14 protein-coding genes are annotated in these 17,244 nt (G+C 73.7%); 10 read left to right on the plus strand and 4 right to left on the minus strand.

Features of this window, described 5'->3' with window-relative positions; translation table 11 throughout:
- Positions 1–110: 110 nt before the first annotated feature.
- Complete coding sequence (locus ABT299_RS49725) at positions 111–2,849, minus strand: ATP-binding protein (protein WP_500255111.1); 2,739 nt, start codon at positions 2,847–2,849, stop codon at positions 111–113.
- Positions 2,850–3,155: 306 nt separating this feature from the next.
- Here ABT299_RS49725 and ABT299_RS49730 point away from each other — a divergent pair, with 306 nt between their 5' ends.
- Positions 3,156–4,772, plus strand: a complete 1,617-nt coding sequence (locus ABT299_RS49730; protein ID WP_500255112.1) for an ABC-F family ATP-binding cassette domain-containing protein — start codon at positions 3,156–3,158, stop codon at positions 4,770–4,772.
- A gap of 50 nt (positions 4,773–4,822) precedes the next feature.
- Here the strand turns inward: ABT299_RS49730 and ABT299_RS49735 are convergent, their stop codons facing one another.
- Genes ABT299_RS49735 through ABT299_RS49745 form a run of 3 tightly spaced genes read right to left on the minus strand, consistent with a single transcriptional unit; the run spans position 4,823 to position 7,130 of the window.
- Positions 4,823–5,671: an ABC transporter permease gene (locus tag ABT299_RS49735; protein ID WP_190856586.1), complete on the minus strand. Its 849-nt coding sequence runs from the start codon at positions 5,669–5,671 to the stop codon at positions 4,823–4,825.
- Complete coding sequence (locus tag ABT299_RS49740; RefSeq protein ID WP_190856587.1) at positions 5,668–6,636, minus strand: ATP-binding cassette domain-containing protein; 969 nt, start codon at positions 6,634–6,636, stop codon at positions 5,668–5,670. Before ABT299_RS49740 ends, ABT299_RS49735 begins: the two co-directional genes overlap by 4 nt.
- Positions 6,633–7,130 carry a MarR family winged helix-turn-helix transcriptional regulator gene (locus ABT299_RS49745; RefSeq protein WP_190856588.1) on the minus strand — a complete coding sequence of 166 codons (498 nt, stop codon included), beginning with the start codon at positions 7,128–7,130 and terminating at the stop codon, positions 6,633–6,635. Before ABT299_RS49745 ends, ABT299_RS49740 begins: the two co-directional genes overlap by 4 nt.
- A 248-nt stretch (positions 7,131–7,378) precedes the next feature.
- Here ABT299_RS49745 and argC point away from each other — a divergent pair, with 248 nt between their 5' ends.
- The 9 genes from argC (at position 7,379) to tyrS (ending at position 16,770) form a co-directional block, all read left to right on the plus strand.
- The gene (gene argC, locus ABT299_RS49750) at positions 7,379–8,407 is read left to right on the plus strand and encodes an N-acetyl-gamma-glutamyl-phosphate reductase (RefSeq protein WP_500255113.1); all 1,029 of its coding nucleotides are present in this window, start codon (positions 7,379–7,381) and stop codon (positions 8,405–8,407) included.
- A complete protein-coding gene (argJ, locus tag ABT299_RS49755) occupies positions 8,404–9,561 on the plus strand; it encodes a bifunctional glutamate N-acetyltransferase/amino-acid acetyltransferase ArgJ (protein WP_433136528.1) in 1,158 nt (385 codons plus the stop codon). Before argC ends, argJ begins: the two co-directional genes overlap by 4 nt.
- A gap of 23 nt (positions 9,562–9,584) precedes the next feature.
- Positions 9,585–10,499 (plus strand): acetylglutamate kinase, encoded by a 915-nt coding sequence (gene argB, locus ABT299_RS49760; protein ID WP_190856612.1) that lies wholly within the window; start codon positions 9,585–9,587, stop codon positions 10,497–10,499.
- Positions 10,496–11,698, plus strand: coding sequence for an acetylornithine transaminase (locus tag ABT299_RS49765; RefSeq protein ID WP_190856591.1), 1,203 nt, complete (start codon positions 10,496–10,498; stop codon positions 11,696–11,698). The genes argB and ABT299_RS49765 overlap by 4 nt, the downstream gene beginning before the upstream one ends.
- Before the next feature lie 5 nt (positions 11,699–11,703).
- Complete coding sequence (gene argF / locus ABT299_RS49770; protein WP_190856592.1) at positions 11,704–12,624, plus strand: ornithine carbamoyltransferase; 921 nt, start codon at positions 11,704–11,706, stop codon at positions 12,622–12,624.
- An 8-nt stretch (positions 12,625–12,632) separates the two neighbouring features.
- Positions 12,633–13,136 carry an arginine repressor gene (locus ABT299_RS49775; RefSeq protein WP_500255117.1) on the plus strand — a complete coding sequence of 168 codons (504 nt, stop codon included), beginning with the start codon at positions 12,633–12,635 and terminating at the stop codon, positions 13,134–13,136.
- 137 nt (positions 13,137–13,273) lie between these two features.
- Positions 13,274–14,692, plus strand: coding sequence for an argininosuccinate lyase (gene argH / locus ABT299_RS49780; protein ID WP_500255114.1), 1,419 nt, complete (start codon positions 13,274–13,276; stop codon positions 14,690–14,692).
- Between the two features lie 80 nt (positions 14,693–14,772).
- Positions 14,773–15,408 (plus strand): DNA-3-methyladenine glycosylase, encoded by a 636-nt coding sequence (locus ABT299_RS49785; RefSeq protein ID WP_500255115.1) that lies wholly within the window; start codon positions 14,773–14,775, stop codon positions 15,406–15,408.
- 84 nt (positions 15,409–15,492) lie between these two features.
- The gene (gene tyrS, locus ABT299_RS49790; protein WP_500255116.1) at positions 15,493–16,770 is read left to right on the plus strand and encodes a tyrosine--tRNA ligase; all 1,278 of its coding nucleotides are present in this window, start codon (positions 15,493–15,495) and stop codon (positions 16,768–16,770) included.
- Positions 16,771–17,244 lie beyond the last annotated feature (474 nt).

A 17,244-nucleotide genomic window follows, 5' to 3' on the forward strand; every position in this document is an offset into this window, starting at 1 on the left:
CCACGCGGTATGACAAGGTCGCCGTCCGCTACGAGGCCGTCCTCCACATCGCCGTCATCAACGATTGGCTGACCTGCCTTTGAGACACGCCCTAGGCGTCCCGCTCGGGGTCAGGCCAGGCCGCGGTCGCGGGCGGCCGCCGCGGCCTCCCCGCGCGACCCGACGCCGAGCTTGGCGAGGATGTTGGACACGTGCACGCTGGCGGTCTTGGGGGAGATGACGAGCTCCTCGGCGATCTCCCGGTTGGAGCGCCCTCGCGCCAGCAGCCGCACCACCTCCGACTCGCGGGCGGTGAGCGGGCCTCCCGCCGTTCCGGCGAGCCCGGCGCGGCGGGCGCGTTCGGAGATCCGCCTGGCCAGCGGCGCGGCGCCGAGGCGGTCGGCGATCCGCGCGGCGCGCTGGAGCCGCGCCGCGGCGGGGGTGCGGTCGCCACGGGCCAGGTCGGCGCAGGCCGCGTCGAACAGGGCCCGCGCGAGCGGGTAGGGCAGGTCCAGCCGCTCCCACGTGCGGATCACCGCGTCCGTGTCGGCGGGGCCGCCGGTCAACGCGGTCACGGTCGCCTTGTACGCCGCCGCGACGGGCGTCGCGGTGGGGGTGCGCGCGGCGAGAGCGGCGATCTCGGACGATCGCGGCCCGCCGGCGCGCGCGGCGGCCTCCAGCAGCGGCCAGAGGTGGCAGGGCTGGACGGTGAGGCGCGGATGGCGCAGCACGGCGTCCGCCGCGGCCCATGCCGCCGGCCGGTCCTCCTCCGCCAGCCGCCACTCGATGATCATCTGGGCGAGGGGCAGCACGGTCTGCGGCGACCCGGCGCCGAGCGGGACGGCGAGCGCCTCGGGATCGGGCGCCGGCCCGGTACCGCGCGCGGCCAGCAGCGCGATCCGCCAGATCATCATCTGGAGGCGGAAGGCCGGGCCGTGGTGGCGGTCCAGGCGCCGCGCGAGGATCTCGGCGGCCTCGTCCCAGCGGCCGAGCCGGTACAGCGCCTCCACCTGGTTGACGGCCGGTGCGAGCCCCGCGCTGTGGACGAGCCCCGCGTCCTCCGCCGCGTCGATCCCTTCGCCCGCGAGCGCCAGCGCCTCGGCGGCGCGGCCGGTGTTCAGCCGCGCGTGCGCCAGCGTGTTCAGCACCCGGACGCGCTCCGAGACGTCGAGACCGCTGGAGCGGAGCCGCTCCAGCGGCGCGGTGTCGCCGTCGCCGTCGCGCGCCGTGGCGGCGGCCACGATGAACTCCAGGCCCCCGTTCCGCGGCGCGAGGCCGGCGGCGTCGGCGAGTTCCAGGGCCTCGCGGCCGAGCCGTTCGCCCTCGTCCATCGCCCCGTGGACGAGGAGCCGGGAGGCGAGGTGCGCGAGCGTCCGGACGCGGTCGGGGGGCGAGGCGGCGGCGAGGCGCACGGCCTCCCGGAGGTCGTCCAGCTCGCCGTCATGCCCCTGATACGCGCGGAGCGTCGCCCGGAGCGCGTGGAGCCGGGCGGCCTCGGCGGGGGAGCGGGCCGGGTCGGCGGCGTCCAGTGCCCGCTGCACGAGGGGCAGCCCGCGCCGCGGGTCGCCGGCCGTGCACGCGGTCTCCGCCGCCGTCTCCAGCAGCCGCGAACGGGTGAGCCCGGTCAGCCCGGCGGCGCCGGGGACCTCGTCCCACAGGGCGAGGACGCGTTCCAGCAGGGTGAGCTGCTCGGCGTAGGCGGTCGCCGCCCGCCGTTCCCCGGCGGCGCGCCAGGCGGCGGCCAGCGCCTTGGCCGGGTCGCCGCACCACTCCCAGTGGACGGCGAGGGCGCCGGACGGGGCGTCGCTGAGCTCGGGTGCCCGCTCGATGGTCTCGGCGTAGCGGCGGTGCAGGGCGGCCCGTTCGCCCGGCAGCAGGTCGCCGTGGACGGCCTCGCGGATGAGCGCGTGCCGGAACGCGTAGCCGTCCCCGTCGGCGGCCAGCAGGCCGTGCTCGACGGCGGGACGCAGCGCCTCGCTCAGCTCGGCGTCCGTGCGGCCGGTCACCGCGGCCAGCAGGGCGTGGCCCACCCGGTCCCCGGCGGCGCTCGCCGCGCGCAGCGCCGCGCGGGCGGCCTCCGGGAGCCGGGCGACGCGGGCGAGCAGCAGGTCGCGCAGCGTCCCGGGCAGGGCCTCGCCGGGGTCGGCGACGAGCGTCTCGACGAACAGCGGGTTGCCGCCGCCGCGCGCGTGGACGTCGCGGACCGTCGCGTGGTCGGCGGCGCCGAGGATGCCGCGCACCTGGTCGGCGACCTCGGCGACGGTCAGGGGCGGCAGGTCGAGCCGGGCGACGTGGGGGAGCCGGCCGAGTTCGGCGAACAGCGCGCGGGCCGCCGGCTCCTCGGGCCGGAACGTCACGACCAGCAGCACCCCGGGACGCGGCGGGTTGCGGAACAGGAAGGACAGCAGGTCGCGCGTCGAGCCGTCGGCCCAGTGCGCGTCCTCCACGACGAGGACGGCCGGTTCGCGGGCGCCGAGCCGTTCGGCGAGCGTGAGCACGTGCTCGAACAGCCGCATCCGGCCGGCGCCCTCGTCGGGCGGCGGGGCGTCGGCGCTCAGCCCGGGCATCAGCCGGGCCAGCTCCGGCAGGGCCGCCGCGGGCATCAGCGCGGTGACCGCGTCCCGGCCGAGCCGCCGCAGGATCGCGGTGAAGGGGGCGTAGGGCAGGTTCGCGGCGCCGAGGTCGAGGCAGCCGCCGGTGACGGCGCGCACGTCCCGGGTGAACTCCTCGACCAGGCGCGTCTTGCCGCCGCCCGCCTCGGCGGCGATCAGCACGGCCGCGGCCTCGCCGGCGCGGGCGCGGTCATGGGCGGCGCGCAGCGCGGCCAGTTCGGCGGCGCGCCCGGCGAAGACCGGGCTGACGGGTCCCATGCCTTCAGCATGGCGGTGCGCGTCCCGGCGTTCCACCGGAATTCCCGCTTAAAGATACTTGTGTCGCGATAAGCGTCCGGGTAGCCTGGACGCGTCACATCGTCGCCCGGCAGGGGAGTCCGTTGGAGTTCTGAGGTCCGACACCGCGCAGCGGCCGTCCACCGGCCCGCGCACGACCTCAGCGGCCCCACGTCCCGCCGGGCTTCCTCATGCCCGCCCGCGCGTCGCGCGCCCTTCGCGGTGTCTCCATGTATCAGCAGTCCGCGTGTCAGCAGTCCGCTCGCTCACCCGCCATGGAGGCCGCTCATGTCATTCGCCATCGTCTGCTCGGACCTGTCGTTCGCGTGGCCGGACGGCACCGCCGTCCTCGACGGCCTGGACGCCGCGTTCGGCGCCGGCCGGACCGGCCTGATCGGCGTCAACGGGTCCGGCAAGTCCACACTGCTCAAGCTGATCGCCGGGGAGCTGCGTCCCGGTTCCGGGACCGTGAGCGTCGAGGGCGAGGTCGGCCGTCTGCCGCAGAACCTCGCCCTGGACGGCGCCGCGACCGTCGCGGACCTGCTCGGCATCGGCGCCGCCCGCGCCGCGCTGCACGCCATCGAGCGCGGCGAGGCCACCGAGGAGAACTTCGCCGCCGTCGGCGACCGCTGGGACGTCGAGGAACGCGCGCTCGCCGAGCTGGGCCGGCTCGGCCTCGGCCACCTCGGCCTGGACCGGCCCGTCGCCACCCTGTCGGGCGGCGAGACGGTGATGACCGGGCTGGCCGCGCTGTTCCTGGCCCGCCCGGACGTGCTGCTCCTCGACGAGCCGACCAACAACCTCGACCTCGACGCGCGGCGCCGCCTGTACGACGCGGTCGAGTCCTGGACGGGCGTACTGCTCGTCGTCAGCCATGACCGGGAGCTGCTGGACCGGGTCGACGCCATCGCCGACCTTCGCGACGGCGCCGTCCGGTCGTTCGGCGGCGACCTGTCCGCCTACGAGGAGCTGCTCGCCGTCGAGAAGGAGGCCGCGGAACGGATGGTCCGGGTCGCCGGGACCGACCTGCGCCGGCAGAAGCGCGAACTGGAGGAGGCCCACGTCAAGCTCGCCCGCCGCAAGCGGTACGCGAACAAGATGTACGAGAACAAGCGGGAACCGAGGGCCGTCATGAAACTGCGGAAACGCGAGGCGCAGGTCTCGGCGGGCAAGCACCGCATCATGCACGAGGAACGCCTCGCCGGGGCGCGGACGCGGCTCGCCGAGGCGGAGGACGCGGTGCGCGAGGACGCCGCGATCCGGATCGAGCTGCCCGCCACCCGCGTCCCGGCCGGGCGGACGGTCGCCGCGGTCACCGGGCTCCGCGCGCCCGACCCGGCGCCGGGCACGCTGGCCGAGCTGATCGTCCGGGGCCCGGAGCGGATCGCGCTCACCGGGCCGAACGGCTCGGGGAAGACGACCCTGCTGCGCGCGCTCACCGGCGAGCGCGTCCCGGACGGGGTGTCGGTGCGGATCGGCGTGGACGGCGTGCGGTACCTGCCGCAGCGGCTCGACGTCCTCGACGGGGACCTCAGCGTCGTCGACAACGTGCGCGCGGCCGCGCCGTCGGCGACGCCCGCCGAGATCCGGCAGGGGCTGGCGCGGTTCCTGTTCCGCGGCGCGAGCGCCGACCGGCCCGCCGGGACCCTGTCGGGCGGCGAGCGGCTGCGCGCGGTGCTGGCGTCGCTGCTGCTCGCCGACCCCGCGCCGCGGCTCCTGCTGCTGGACGAGCCGACCAACGACCTCGACATGGACAGCGCCGCGCGGCTCGGCGAGGCCCTCGCCGCCTACGAGGGCGCGCTGATCGTGGTCAGCCACGACCTGCCGTTCCTGCGGACGCTGCGCCTCACCCGGTGGCTGCGCATGGACCGCCGCACCGGCCTGGCCGAGGCGGGGCCCATGTGACGCGCAAGGCCCCGCGCGGAGCGTCCGCGCGGGGCCTTCGGGTCCGCCGGTCAGGTCAGGACGCGGCGGGTGAACGTGCGGGTCGCGGCCCACGTGAGCAGGATCGTCCCGCCGACGATGGCCAGCAGGAACGCCCACACCGGCATGTGCGGGATGGCGGGCGTCAGGGTGCTGCGCAGCCCCTCGCTGACGTACACGAGCGGGTTGAACAGGCTGAGGATCTGCAGCCACCGGATGTGGTCCAGCGCCGACCACGGGTAGTACACGCAGCCGAGCATCGTCATCGGCAGCAGCACCATCGCGAACAGCACCTGGACCTTCTGCGGGTTCAGCAGCGTGCCGAGCAGCAGCCCGCCGGACGCGGCCAGCAGCGACCCGGCCACCATCACCACGACCAGCACGGCCCAGTTCCCGACGTGCACGTGCGGGGACTGGCCCTCGGCGTGGATCAGCAGCACGGCGGGGAACACCAGCAGCCCGCCGATCAGCCCCTGCACGGCCGCCGCGACGATCTTCTGCACCGCCAGCAGCGGGATCGGCACCGGCGCCAGCGCCCGGTCGGTGATGGACTTCTGCCAGTTCAGCTCCATCATCAGCGGGAAGATCACCGCCATCATCGCCTGCATGATGATGGACGAGCCGACCAGCCCGGGCACCAGGATCGTGGAGAACGTCGGCCCGCCGGGCCCGCCCGCCATCGCGCCGCCGCCGAGCTTGGGCAGCACGTAGGAGAAGACGAACACGAACATCACCGGCTGCACCAGCACCCGGACGAACGTCGACAGGAAGTTCTTGCGCATCACCCGCGCCTCGCGCGCCATCATCGCGGCGAACGTGCGGGGGATCGTCGCCCGCGCCGGCGGCGGGGGCGTCAGGACGGTCGCGGCCGGGGCGGTCATTCGCGGTATTCCCTTCCGGTGAGGGTGAGGAAGACGGTCTCCAGGCTGGGGCGCAGCTGCGTGGCGTCGGTGACGCCGACGCCGGCGGCCGACCCGATCGCGACCAGCTCGCCGAGGATGCCCTCGGGCTCGGTGGCGAACACCCGGACCTGCCCGTCGGTGACCTCGACCTTGCTGATGCCGTCGCGGGCGGACAGCTTGTGGATCTGGTCGGGGGCGGGCGCGTCGTAGGCGACGGTGATGACGGTGTCGGCGCCCGCCGCGTCCTTCAGCTCGTCCACGGTGCCCGCGGCGAGGATCCTGCCGTGGTCGACGACCGCGACGCGGTCGCAGAGCGCCTCGGCCTCCTCCATGTAGTGGGTCGTGAGCAGGATGGTCTGCCCGCCCGCCTGCAGGCCGCGCAGCACCTCCCACAGGTTGGTGCGGGTCTGCGGGTCGAGGCCGGCCGTCGGCTCGTCCAGGAACAGCACCTCGGGCCCGTGCATCAGGGCCCGGCAGATCATCACCCGCTTGGCCTGGCCGCCCGACATCTCGAACGGGTTGCCCTTGCGGTGCTCGGTGAGCCCGAACAGCTCCATCAGCTCGTCGGCGCGGCGCCGGGCGTCGCGCGCGCTGAGCCCGAAGAACCGGCCGCGGAACTCCAGGTTCTCGGCGGCGGTCAGGTCGCTGTCGAGGGTGTTGTTCTGCGACACCACGCCGATGCGGCGCTTGATCTCGACGGCGTCCCGCACCACGTCCAGCCCGGTCACCCGCGCCGTGCCGCCGGTCGGGACGACCAGGGTGGTGAGCATGCCGATGGTCGTGGACTTGCCCGCGCCGTTCGGGCCGAGCAGCCCGAAGAACTCGCCGCGGGGCACGTCCAGGTCGATGCCGCGGACGGCGGGCACCTCGGGCCGCGGTCCGGCGGCCGGGTAGGTCTTCTTCAGCTCCACCGTCTGGACGGCGGGCTCGGGGGGTGCGCTCACGCGCGGTCTCCCTTCCCTTGCGTGCCCTCGGAGTAGGTCTCGAACTGCTTGATCAGGTTGAGCAGGAACCGGCGGACGGCCGGCTCGTCGCCCTCGTCGACGACGTCGTAGAGCTCCTGCATGTCCGCGCCGATCGGCCCGGACTTCTCGGCGACGAGCCGGCGGCCCGAGTCGGTGATCCGCAGCATCACCCCTCGCCGGTCGCGGTGCGAGCGCTCCCGGACGACGTGGCCGTTGCGCTCGAGCGTGTCGACCACCGAGGTCACCGTGGCCGGGGTGACCAGCAGCCGCTTGGCGCACTCGCCGGGCCGCAGGCCGTCCTCGACGACGAGGAGGCGGAGCAGGAAGAACCCCGCGGGGCTGATGCCGTGCCGCTCGACGATCCGCCAGACGACGGGCCCTGCCAGCCGCGTGGCGGCGGCGAAGAGCCGGCCGACGGGCCACTCCTCGATGGGGCCGAGGGCCTTGAGGTCGCCGAAGGCGGGGTTCTCCATGGTGGCGATGTTAGGACACTGATGGTTCGATGGCAAATCTTTAGGTGCCTAATTACTCTCCGGGCCATGGATGTCAATGTAAGTTGACATCCGGGGAGGTGTCAACCCATGTTGACGTTCTGGCGCGTCTCGCGCGGCCGCGGCGCCCCTGTGTCGCTCGTCTCAGAACCCGCTGACCGCACATTCGACGTTGAATAGGTTTCCAGTTGCGTGCATACTCTTACCTGCTTGCTTCCGAAGGAGTGGACATGGGAATCCGGACGGCGGTCGCCGGCGCCAGCGGTTACGCGGGCGGCGAGCTGCTGCGCATCCTCGCGGGACATCCAGAGTTCGAGATCGGCGCGCTCACCGCCGGCGCCAACGCCGGCACCGAGCTCGGCGCGCACCAGCCGCATCTGCGATCCCTGGCCGGGCGCGTCCTGGAGGAGACCACCCCGGACGCCCTGGCCGGCCACGACGTGGTGTTCCTCGCCCTGCCGCACGGCCGGTCGGGGCCGCTCGCCGCGGAACTCGGCGACGACGTGCTCGTCGTCGACTGCGGCGCCGACCACCGGCTCACCGACCCCGCCGCCTGGGAGGCCTTCTACGGCACCCCCCACGCCGGCACCTGGCCGTACGGGCTGCCGGAACTGCCGGGACAGCGGGACGCGCTCCGCACCACCAAGCGGATCGCCGTCCCCGGCTGCTACCCGACCGCCGTCACCCTCGCGCTCTTCCCGGCGTGGGCCGCCGGGCGCGCCGAACCCGACGTCGTCGTGGTCGCCGCGTCCGGCACCTCCGGCGCCGGCCGCGCCCTCAAACCGCACCTGCTCGGCAGCGAGGTCATGGGCTCCGTCAGCGCCTACGCGGCCGGCGGCGTCCACCGCCACACCCCCGAGATGACGCAGAACCTCGGCGCCGTCGCCGGCGGGCCCGTCACCGTGTCGTTCACGCCGACGCTCGCCCCGATGAGCCGCGGCATCCTCGCGACCTGCACGGCCAAGGCCCGGCCCGGCGTCACCGCCGCGACCCTCCGCGCCGCCTACGGCGACGCCTACGCCGGCGAGCCGTTCCTCGGCCTGCTCCCCGAGGGGCAGTGGCCCGCCACCTCCATGACGCTCGGCGCGAACACCGCGCTCGTCCAGGTCGCCCTGGACGAGGCGGCCGGCCGCATCATCGCGGTCGCCGCCATCGACAACCTCGCCAAGGGCACCGCGGGCGGCGCCGTCCAGAGCGCCAACCTCGCCCTCGGCCTCCCGGAAGAACTCGGGCTGACCACGATCGGAGTGTCCCCTTGAGCGTCACCGCCCCCCGGGGTTTCCGCGCCGCCGGCGTCGTCGCCGGGCTGAAGAACAGCGGCACCCGCGACCTGGCCCTCGTCGTCAACGACGGGCCGTCCCGCGCCGCCGCCGCCGTCTTCACCCGCAACCGCGTCAAGGCCGCGCCCGTCCTGTGGTCGGAGCAGGTCCTCAAGGGCGGCCGCGTCCGCGCGGTCGTGCTGAACTCCGGCGGCGCCAACGCCTGCACCGGGGCCGCCGGCTTCCAGGACGCCCACGCCACCGCGGAGAAGGCCGCCGAGCTGCTCGCCGACTCCGCCGGCGAGATCGCCGTCTGCTCCACCGGCCTCATCGGCGAGCGGCTGCCGATGGACGCGCTGCTGCCCGGCGTGGACAAGGCCGTCGCCGAGCTGTCGCGCGGCGACGGCGGCCTCGCCGCCGCCGACGCCATCCGCACCACCGACACCGTCGCCAAGATCTCCTTCCGGCAGGGCGAGGGCGGCTACATGATCGGCGCGATGGCGAAGGGCGCGGGCATGCTCGCCCCGTCCCTCGCCACCATGCTGTGCGTGATCACCACCGACGCCGACCTGCCCGCCGAAGCGCTGGACCGGGCGCTGCGCGCCGCGACCCGCGTCACCTTCGACCGGCTCGACTCCGACGGCTGCACGTCGACCAACGACACCGTCCTGCTGATGGCGTCCGGCGCGACCGGCGCCGTCCCCGCCGAGGAGGAGTTCACCGCGCTGCTCACCGAGGTGTGCGCCGACCTGACCCGGCAGCTCCTCGTGGACGCCGAGGGCGCGTCCAAGGCCATCGCCATCGAGGTCGTCGGCGCCGCGTCCGAGGACGACGCCGTCACGGTCGGCCGGTCTGTCGCCCGCAACAACCTGCTCAAGTGCGCCATCCACGGCGAGGACCCCAACTGGGGCCGGGTGCTGTCGGCGATCGGCACCACCGACGCCGTGTTCGAGCCCGACCAGCTCAACGTCGCGATCAACGGCGTGTGGGTGTGCCGGAACGGCTCGTTCGGCGACGACCGCGACAAGGTCGACATGCGCCCTCGCGACGTGACGATCACCGCCGACCTGTCGGCCGGCCCGCACAGCGCGACCGTCTGGACGAGCGACCTCACCGCCGACTACGTCCACGAGAACTCGGCGTACTCCACATGAGCGCGATCACCAGCGGCGCGCAGATGCGCAAGAACCGCGCCGGGGTCATGGGCAAGGCGGAGACGCTGATCAAGGCGCTGCCGTGGCTGGAGCGCTTCCACGGCACCACCGTCGTGATCAAGTACGGCGGGCACGCGATGACCGACGAGGCGCTGCGCCACCAGTTCGCCGAGGACATCGTGTTCCTGCGCTACGCCGGGCTCAAGCCGGTCATCGTGCACGGCGGCGGCCCGCAGATCAACGCCGCGCTCGAGCGCAACGGCATCGACTCGACGTTCACCGCCGGGCTCCGCGTCACCACCCCGGAGGCCATGGAGGTCGTCCGGATGGTGCTGACCGGGCAGGTGCAGCGGGACGTCGTCGGGCTGATCAACCGGCACGGCCCCTTCGCCGTCGGCATGTCCGGCGAGGACGCCAACCTGTTCACCGCCGAGCGCAAGCACGCGCTCGTGGACGGCGAGCGGGTCGACATCGGCCAGGTCGGCGAGATCGTCGAGGTGCAGGTCGGCGCCGTCCGCGCGCTGCTCGACGACGGGCGCGTCCCCGTCGTGTCGAGCGTCGCGCGCGGCGACGACGGCGAGGTGTACAACGTCAACGCCGACACGGCCGCCGCGGCGCTCGCCGTCGCGCTGGACGCGGTGAAGCTCGTCGTGCTCACCGACGTCGAGGGCCTGTACTCCGACTGGCCCGACAGCGACGACGTGATCGACCGGCTGACCACCGACGAGCTGGCGGCGCTGCTGCCGGACCTGTCGGCCGGCATGGTGCCGAAGATGGAGGCGTGCCTGGCCGCCGTGCGCGGCGGCGTCCCGCAGGCGCACGTCCTGGACGGCCGCGTCCCGCACTCGCTGCTGCTGGAGATCTTCACCGACGAAGGGATCGGAACGATGGTGCTGCCGAGCCTCCCCGGCGGACCCGTGAGGGAGGACCTGAAATGAGCGCCGGCGACCTGCGGAAGCGGTTCGAGGCCGCGTTCATGCCGAACTACGGCGTCCCCCCGGTCGCGCTGGCGCGCGGCGAGGGCTGCACCGTGTGGGACGCCGACGGGCGCGCCTACCTCGACCTGATCGCCGGCATCGCGGTCAGCTCCCTCGGGCACGCCCACCCCGCCCTCGTCGAGGCGGTGTCCGCGCAGGTCGCGTCCATCGCCCACACCTCCAACCTGTTCCTGAACGAACCCGAGGTGCGGCTCGCCGAGCGGCTGCGGGACCTGCTCGGCGGCGACGGGCGGGTGTTCCTCGCCAACAGCGGCACCGAGGCCAACGAGGCCGCACTGAAGCTCGCGATCAAGTACGGCAAGACCAACGGCCGGACGTACTTCGTCGCGACGGAGAACGGGTTCCACGGCCGCAGCATGGGCGCCCTGTCGCTCACCGGGAAGAAGGCGATCCGCGAGCCGTTCGGCCCGTTCGCCATCGACGTCCGGTTCGTCCCCTACGGCGACGCGGACGCCCTCAAGGCCGCGGTCGGCGAGCGGTGCGCCGCGGTGTTCCTCGAACCCACGCAGGGCGAGGCCGGCGTCGTCCCCCCGCCCGACGGCTACTTCACCGCCGCCCGGGAGATCTGCGACGCCACCGGCGCGCTGTTCGTCGCCGACGAGATCCAGTCCGCGATCGGCCGGACCGGCGCCTGGTTCGCGTTCCAGCACGAGAACGCCCGCCCGGACGTCCTCACGCTCGCCAAGGGACTCGGCGGCGGCCTCCCGATCGGCGCCTGCGTCGCGTTCGGCGAGCACGGCGGGACCTTCGCCAAGGGCGACCACGGCAGCACGTTCGGCGGCAACCCGGTCAGCGCCGCCGCCGCCCTCGCCGTCCTCGACACCATCGAGAAGGACGGCCTGCTCGCCAACGCCGCCGCCGTCGGGGAGGTCCTCGCGTCCGGGATCGCGGCGATCGACCACCCGCTGCTCAAGGGCGTCCGGGGCCGGGGCCTGTGGCGCGCCGCCGTCCTCACCGGCCCGCACGCGCCCGCCGTCGAGGCCGCCGCCCGCGACGCCGGCTTCCTCGTCAACGCGCTCCAGCCCGACGCCCTGCGGATGGCCCCGCCCCTCATCCTCACCGAGGAGCAGGCCCGCTCGTTCACCACCGCGTTCCCCTCGATCCTCGACGCCGCCGCGTCCGCCGTGAAGGAGAGCTGACCCCCATGACCGTCAGGCACTTCCTGCGCGACGACGACCTCGCGCCCGCCGAGCAGGCCGAAGTCCTCGACCTCGCCGCCAAGGCCAAGAAGGACCGGTTCGCCTACCGGCCGCTCGAAGGCCCGCAGTCCGTCGCGGTGCTGTTCGACAAGCCCTCCACCCGGACCCGGCTGTCGTTCGCGACCGGCATCGCCGAACTCGGCGGCCACCCCCTCGTCATGGACGCCGGCAGCAGCCAGCTCGGCCGCGGCGAGACCATCGCCGACACCGCCCGCGTGCTCGAACGACAGGTCGCCGCGATCGTCTGGCGGACGGCCGGGCAGGCGCGCGTCGAGGAGATGGCCGCCGGCACCGCCGTCCCCGTCGTCAACGCCCTCACCGACGAGTACCACCCCTGCCAGATCCTCGCCGACCTGCAGACCGTCCGGGAGGCCAAGGGCGGCCTCACCGGCGCCTCCCTCGCCTACTTCGGCGACGGCGCCAACAACATGGCCCACTCCTACCTGCTCGGCTGCGCCACCGCCGGGATGCACGTCCGCGTCGCCGCGCCGGCGTCCCTGCCGCCCGACCCCGCCGTCGTCGCGCGCGCCACCGAGATCGCCGCCGCCACCGGCGGCTCGGTGACCGTCACCGACGACGCCGCCCGCGCCGCCGCCGGCGCCGACGTCCTCGCCACCGACACCTGGGTGTCGATGGGGGAGGAGGGCAAGGACACCTCGCTCTACGAGCCGTACCAGGTCAACGAGGACCTCCTCGCCCTCGCCGACCCCGAGGCGATCGTCCTGCACTGCCTGCCCGCCTACCGCGGCAAGGAGATCACCGCCGGCGTCATCGACGGCCCCCGCAGCCGCGTGTGGGACGAGGCCGAGAACCGGCTGCACGCCCAGAAGGCACTGCTGATCTGGCTCTTGGAGCGATCCCGTTGACCACCCCGATGACCAAGACCGCCCGCCAGTCCCGGGTGATCGACCTGCTGACCCGCCACCCCGTCCACTCGCAGGGCGAGCTCGCCAAGCTCCTGCAGGACGACGGCGTCGACGTCACCCAGGCCACCCTCTCCCGCGACCTCGTCGAGATCGGCGCCGTCAAGCTCCGCGCCGACGACGGCAGCCTCATCTACGCCGTCCCCGGCGAGGGCGGCGAGCGGATCCGCCGCGCCCGCACCGGCGCCGCCGAGACGTTCGCCGGCCGGCTCTCCCGGATCGCCGCCGAACTGCTCGTGTCGGCGGAGGCGTCGGCGAACCTGGTCATCGTCCGCACCCCGCCGGGCGCGGCGCAGTACCTGGCCTCGGCGATCGACCACGCCGAGTGGCCGACGATCCTCGGCACGGTCGCGGGCGACGACTCCATCCTCGTCATCGCCCGCGACCCGGACGGCGGCGACGAGGTCGCCGGGGCGCTCCTCAGGCTGACCGCCGGCCGGGAACGACGAGGTTAGCGCCGTCCTCCGCCCCGGGCGCCACCGCGGCCCGCCGCGCGGGGCGCCTGACGCGCGCCCCGGCCCCGGGGCATGGTGGGATGGCGAGTACACGAACGCACAGCGCGAGAAACAGCGCCGAGAAGAAGAGGAATTCCGTGACCAAGGCACCGACGCGACTGTGGGGCGGCCGGTTCGAGGGCGGCCCGTCGGACGCGCTCGCGCGGCTCTCGGTGAGCGTCCAGTTCGACTGGCGGCTCGCCCCGTACGACCTGATGGGCTCCCGCGCCCACGCCCGCGTCCTCAACCGGGCCGGGCTGCTCACCGACGACGAGCTCGAGCGCATGATCGGTGCCCTCGATGACCTCGAGGCCGCCTGCCGGTCCGGGGAGTTCCGGCCCGCCGTCGCCGACGAGGACGTGCACACCGCCCTCGAACGCGGCCTGCTGGAGCGGCTCGGCGCCCTCGGCGGCAAGCTGCGCGCCGGCCGCAGCCGCAACGACCAGGTCGCCACCGACCTGCGCCTGTACCTGCGCGACCACGCCCGGCAGATCGTGTCCCGGCTCGTCGAGCTGGAGACCGCGCTGATCGCGCAGGCCGAGCACAACCTCGGCGTCGCCGCGCCCGGCATGACCCACCTGCAGCACGCGCAGCCGGTCCTGTTCTCCCACCAGCTGCTCGCGCACGTCCAGCCGCTCACCCGCGACATCGACCGGCTCCGCGACTGGGACCGCCGCGCCGCCGTCTCCCCGCTCGGCTCCGGCGCCCTCGCCGGCTCGTCGCTGCCGCTCGACCCGCAGGCCACCGCCGCGGAACTCGGCTTCGACGCCGCCGCGCCCAACTCCATGGACGCCGTCGCCGACCGCGACTTCGTCGCCGAGTTCCTCTTCACCGCCGCGCTGATCGGCGTGCACCTGTCCCGCCTCGGCGAGGAGGTCTGCCTCTGGGCGTCGCAGGAGTTCCGCTGGATCGAGATGGACGACACCTACGCCACCGGGTCGTCGATCATGCCGCAGAAGAAGAACCCCGACGTCGCCGAGCTGGCCCGCGGCAAGGCCGGCCGGCTCATCGGCCACCTCGTCGGCCTCCTCACCACCCTCAAGGGCCTGCCGCTCACCTACAACCGCGACCTCCAGGAGGACAAGGAGGGCGCGTTCGACGCCGTCGAGACGCTGCTGCTCGTCCTGCCCGCGATGTCCGGCCTGATCGCCACCATGCGGGTCAACACCGAGCGGCTGGAGACCTCCGCGCCCGACGGGTTCGCCCTCGCCACCGACCTCGCCGAGCTGCTGGTCCGGCGCGGTGTCGCGTTCCGCGACGCCCACGAGGTCGTCGGGCACCTCGTCGTCTGGTGCCAGGTCAACGACAAGGACTTCGACGACCTCACCGACGACGAGCTGGCCAAGGTGTCGTCGCACCTCACGCCGGACGTCCGCGAGGTCCTCAACGTCCAGGGCGCCCTGGCGTCCCGCAAGGCCTACGGCGGCACCGCGCCCGACCGCGTCCGCGAGCAGATCGCCGCGCTGCGCTCCCAGGTGAACGACCACGCCTCCTGGGCCGCCGACTCCGACGCCTGACCGGGCGCCCGGCCGGGGCGGTCCGCGGCGCCCTCTAGGCTGGTCGACCGGCGGACCACCCCCTAGACCACGGTGAGGCGATGGACGGAGCGCTGCTGCCACGGGACTTCTTCGACCGGCCGGTGGACGAGGTGGCGCCCTCGCTGCTCGGGCACGTGATCACGCATCGCACGCCCGAGGGCGAGGTCGCCGCGCGGCTCACCGAGGTCGAGGCGTACGCCGGTCCCCTCGACCCCGCGTCGCACGCCTACCGCGGCAGGACGGAGCGCAACGCCGTCATGTTCGGGCCGCCCGGGCACGTCTACGTGTACTTCACCTACGGCATGCACTTCTGCATGAACCTGGTCTGCGGCCCCGAGGGGACGTCGTCGGCGGTGCTGCTGCGCGCCGGCGAGATCATCGCGGGGGAGGACCTCGCGCGGGCCCGCCGCCCGAAGTCCACCGTTCGCGACCTGGCCCGCGGCCCGGCCCGGCTGTGCCAGGCCCTCGGCGTCGTCCGGGACCAGAACGGCCTGGACGTGTGCACGCCCGGCGGCGAGATGACGATCCTGCGCGGCGAGCCCGCCGACCCAGCGCTGATCCGCAGCGGGCCGCGGACCGGCGTCAACGGCGCCAAGGAGGTGCCGTGGCGGTTCTATATCGACGGAGACCCGACCGTGTCGCCGTACCGGGCGCACGTCCCGCGCGTCCGCCGGAAGGCCGCCTGGCGGGCCTGACCTCCGAATATCGTTGGCGTGGGCTCAGGCCCATCGGGCAGTCTGGTGAAAGAGCCGGACGGCAAGGCTGAGACGAGGGAGAACGTGACCGACATCCTGGATGACCTCGCGTGGCGCGACCTGATCGCGCAGTCCACCGATCTGGACGAGATGCGGGCGCTGCTCGCCGCGGGGCCGGTCACGCTGTATTGCGGGTTCGACCCGACGGCGCCCTCGCTGCACCTCGGCAACCTCATCCAGATCCTCATCCTGCGGCGCTTCCAGAAGGCGGGCCACCGACCCCTCGGCCTCGTCGGCGGCGCCACCGGCCTGATCGGCGACCCGAGCGGCAAGAGCGCCGAACGCGTCCTGAACTCCGAGGAGACCGTCGCCGGCTGGGTCGAGCGGATCCGCGGCCAGGTGTCGCGGTTCCTGGACTTCGACGAAGGCCCCACCGGCGCCACCATGGTCAGCAACCTCGACTGGACCGGCCCCATGTCGGCCATCGAGTTCCTGCGCGACATCGGCAAGCACTTCCCGGTCAACCGGATGCTCGCCCGGGAGACCGTCAAGGCCCGCCTCGACACCACCGGGATGAGCTACACCGAGTTCAGCTACGTGCTCCTGCAGTCCATGGACTTCCTGGAGCTGTACCGCCGGTACGGGTGCGTCCTGCAGACGGGCGGCAGCGACCAGTGGGGCAACCTCACCGCCGGCGTCGACCTCATCCGCCGCGTCGAGGGCGGAAGCGCCCACGCGCTGACGACGCCGCTGCTCACCAAGGCGGACGGCACGAAGTTCGGCAAGACCGCCGGGGGCGAGACGTACTGGCTCGACCCCGAGCTGACCTCGCCGTACGCGTTCTACCAGTTCTGGATCAACGCCGACGACCGCGACGTGGAGAAGTTCCTCAAGGTCTTCAGCTTCCGCTCCCGCGAGGAGATCGAGGACCTGGTCAAGCAGGGCGCCGAGCGGCCCGCCGCACGCCTGCCGCAGCGCGCCCTCGCCGAGGAGATGACCACGCTCGTCCACGGCGCGGACGAGACGGCCGCGGTCATCGCCGCGTCCAAGGCCCTGTTCGGCCAGGGCGCGCTGGAGGAGCTGGACGAGCGGACCCTCAGGTCCGCGCTCGCCGAGGTGCCCCGCACGGAGATCCCACCGGGGGAGCTCCCGCCCGTCGTGGATCTCCTGGCGGCCTCAGGGCTCTGCAAGAGCAAGTCGGAGGCCCGGCGGACGATCGCCCAGGGCGGCGTGTACCTGAACAACGCCAAGGTCGAGTCGGAGGACGCCGCCCCGGCGTCCGGCGACCTGCTGCACGGCCGCTTCCTCGTCCTGCGGCGGGGCAAGCGGAACGTCGGCGGCGTCGAGGTGACCGGCTCCTGAACCGCGCGTGACGAGCGCCCGTCCGGACCTCTCCGGGCGGGCGCTCGGCCTACCCGGGGGAAAACTTCGGTAGATCCACGTCACAGTGAGGTCACGAGCGGCCTCAACTGGGCCGGTCTGAGACCATGAAACCCCCTCTGACCTGCTTAAACGTGTCGCAGGCGATCGATTTGACGGTCCCCTCGCAGGGACCTAATGTTCTACACGCCCCACGGGGGAGCGGGACGCCGACAAGGCGGCCGGCCCCGGGGGAACCTCCAACAGATCAGCTGGGACGGACCTGTCCGCGCCCAAATGGGACGTTGGAGGCCGAACCGCCCAGAGTTTGACAAAGCGGGCGGATCGGGTAGGCTTGAAGGGTTGCCCCGGGGTTGGGGCTCGCGGGAGCGGGTCCGGCGCGGTGGGTGTCCGTTTCTTGAGAACTCAACAGCGTGTTAAAAGCCAGTGCCTTTATCGACCTGGCCGGTTCGGCCG

It is taken from the genome of Spirillospora sp. NPDC000708 (assembly GCF_040299565.1).
Classification (GTDB): Bacteria; Actinomycetota; Actinomycetes; order Streptosporangiales; family Streptosporangiaceae; genus Spirillospora.

Bases quoted from the DNA above. Each gene is read 5' to 3' on its own strand.
- ABT299_RS49765 (WP_190856591.1), top strand. From the start codon at position 10,496: ATGAGCGCCGGCGACCTGCGGAAGCGGTTCGAGGCCGCGTTCATGCCG.
- argF (WP_190856592.1), top strand. From the start codon at position 11,704: ATGACCGTCAGGCACTTCCTGCGCGACGACGACCTCGCGCCCGCCGAG.
- argC (WP_500255113.1), top strand. From the start codon at position 7,379: ATGGGAATCCGGACGGCGGTCGCCGGCGCCAGCGGTTACGCGGGCGGC.
- argB (WP_190856612.1), top strand. From the start codon at position 9,585: ATGCGCAAGAACCGCGCCGGGGTCATGGGCAAGGCGGAGACGCTGATC.
- ABT299_RS49775 (WP_500255117.1), top strand. From the start codon at position 12,633: ATGACCAAGACCGCCCGCCAGTCCCGGGTGATCGACCTGCTGACCCGC.
- ABT299_RS49725 (WP_500255111.1), bottom strand. From the start codon at position 2,849: ATGGGACCCGTCAGCCCGGTCTTCGCCGGGCGCGCCGCCGAACTGGCC.
- ABT299_RS49745 (WP_190856588.1), bottom strand. From the start codon at position 7,130: ATGGAGAACCCCGCCTTCGGCGACCTCAAGGCCCTCGGCCCCATCGAG.
- ABT299_RS49735 (WP_190856586.1), bottom strand. From the start codon at position 5,671: ATGACCGCCCCGGCCGCGACCGTCCTGACGCCCCCGCCGCCGGCGCGG.
- ABT299_RS49785 (WP_500255115.1), top strand. From the start codon at position 14,773: ATGGACGGAGCGCTGCTGCCACGGGACTTCTTCGACCGGCCGGTGGAC.
- ABT299_RS49730 (WP_500255112.1), top strand. From the start codon at position 3,156: ATGTCATTCGCCATCGTCTGCTCGGACCTGTCGTTCGCGTGGCCGGAC.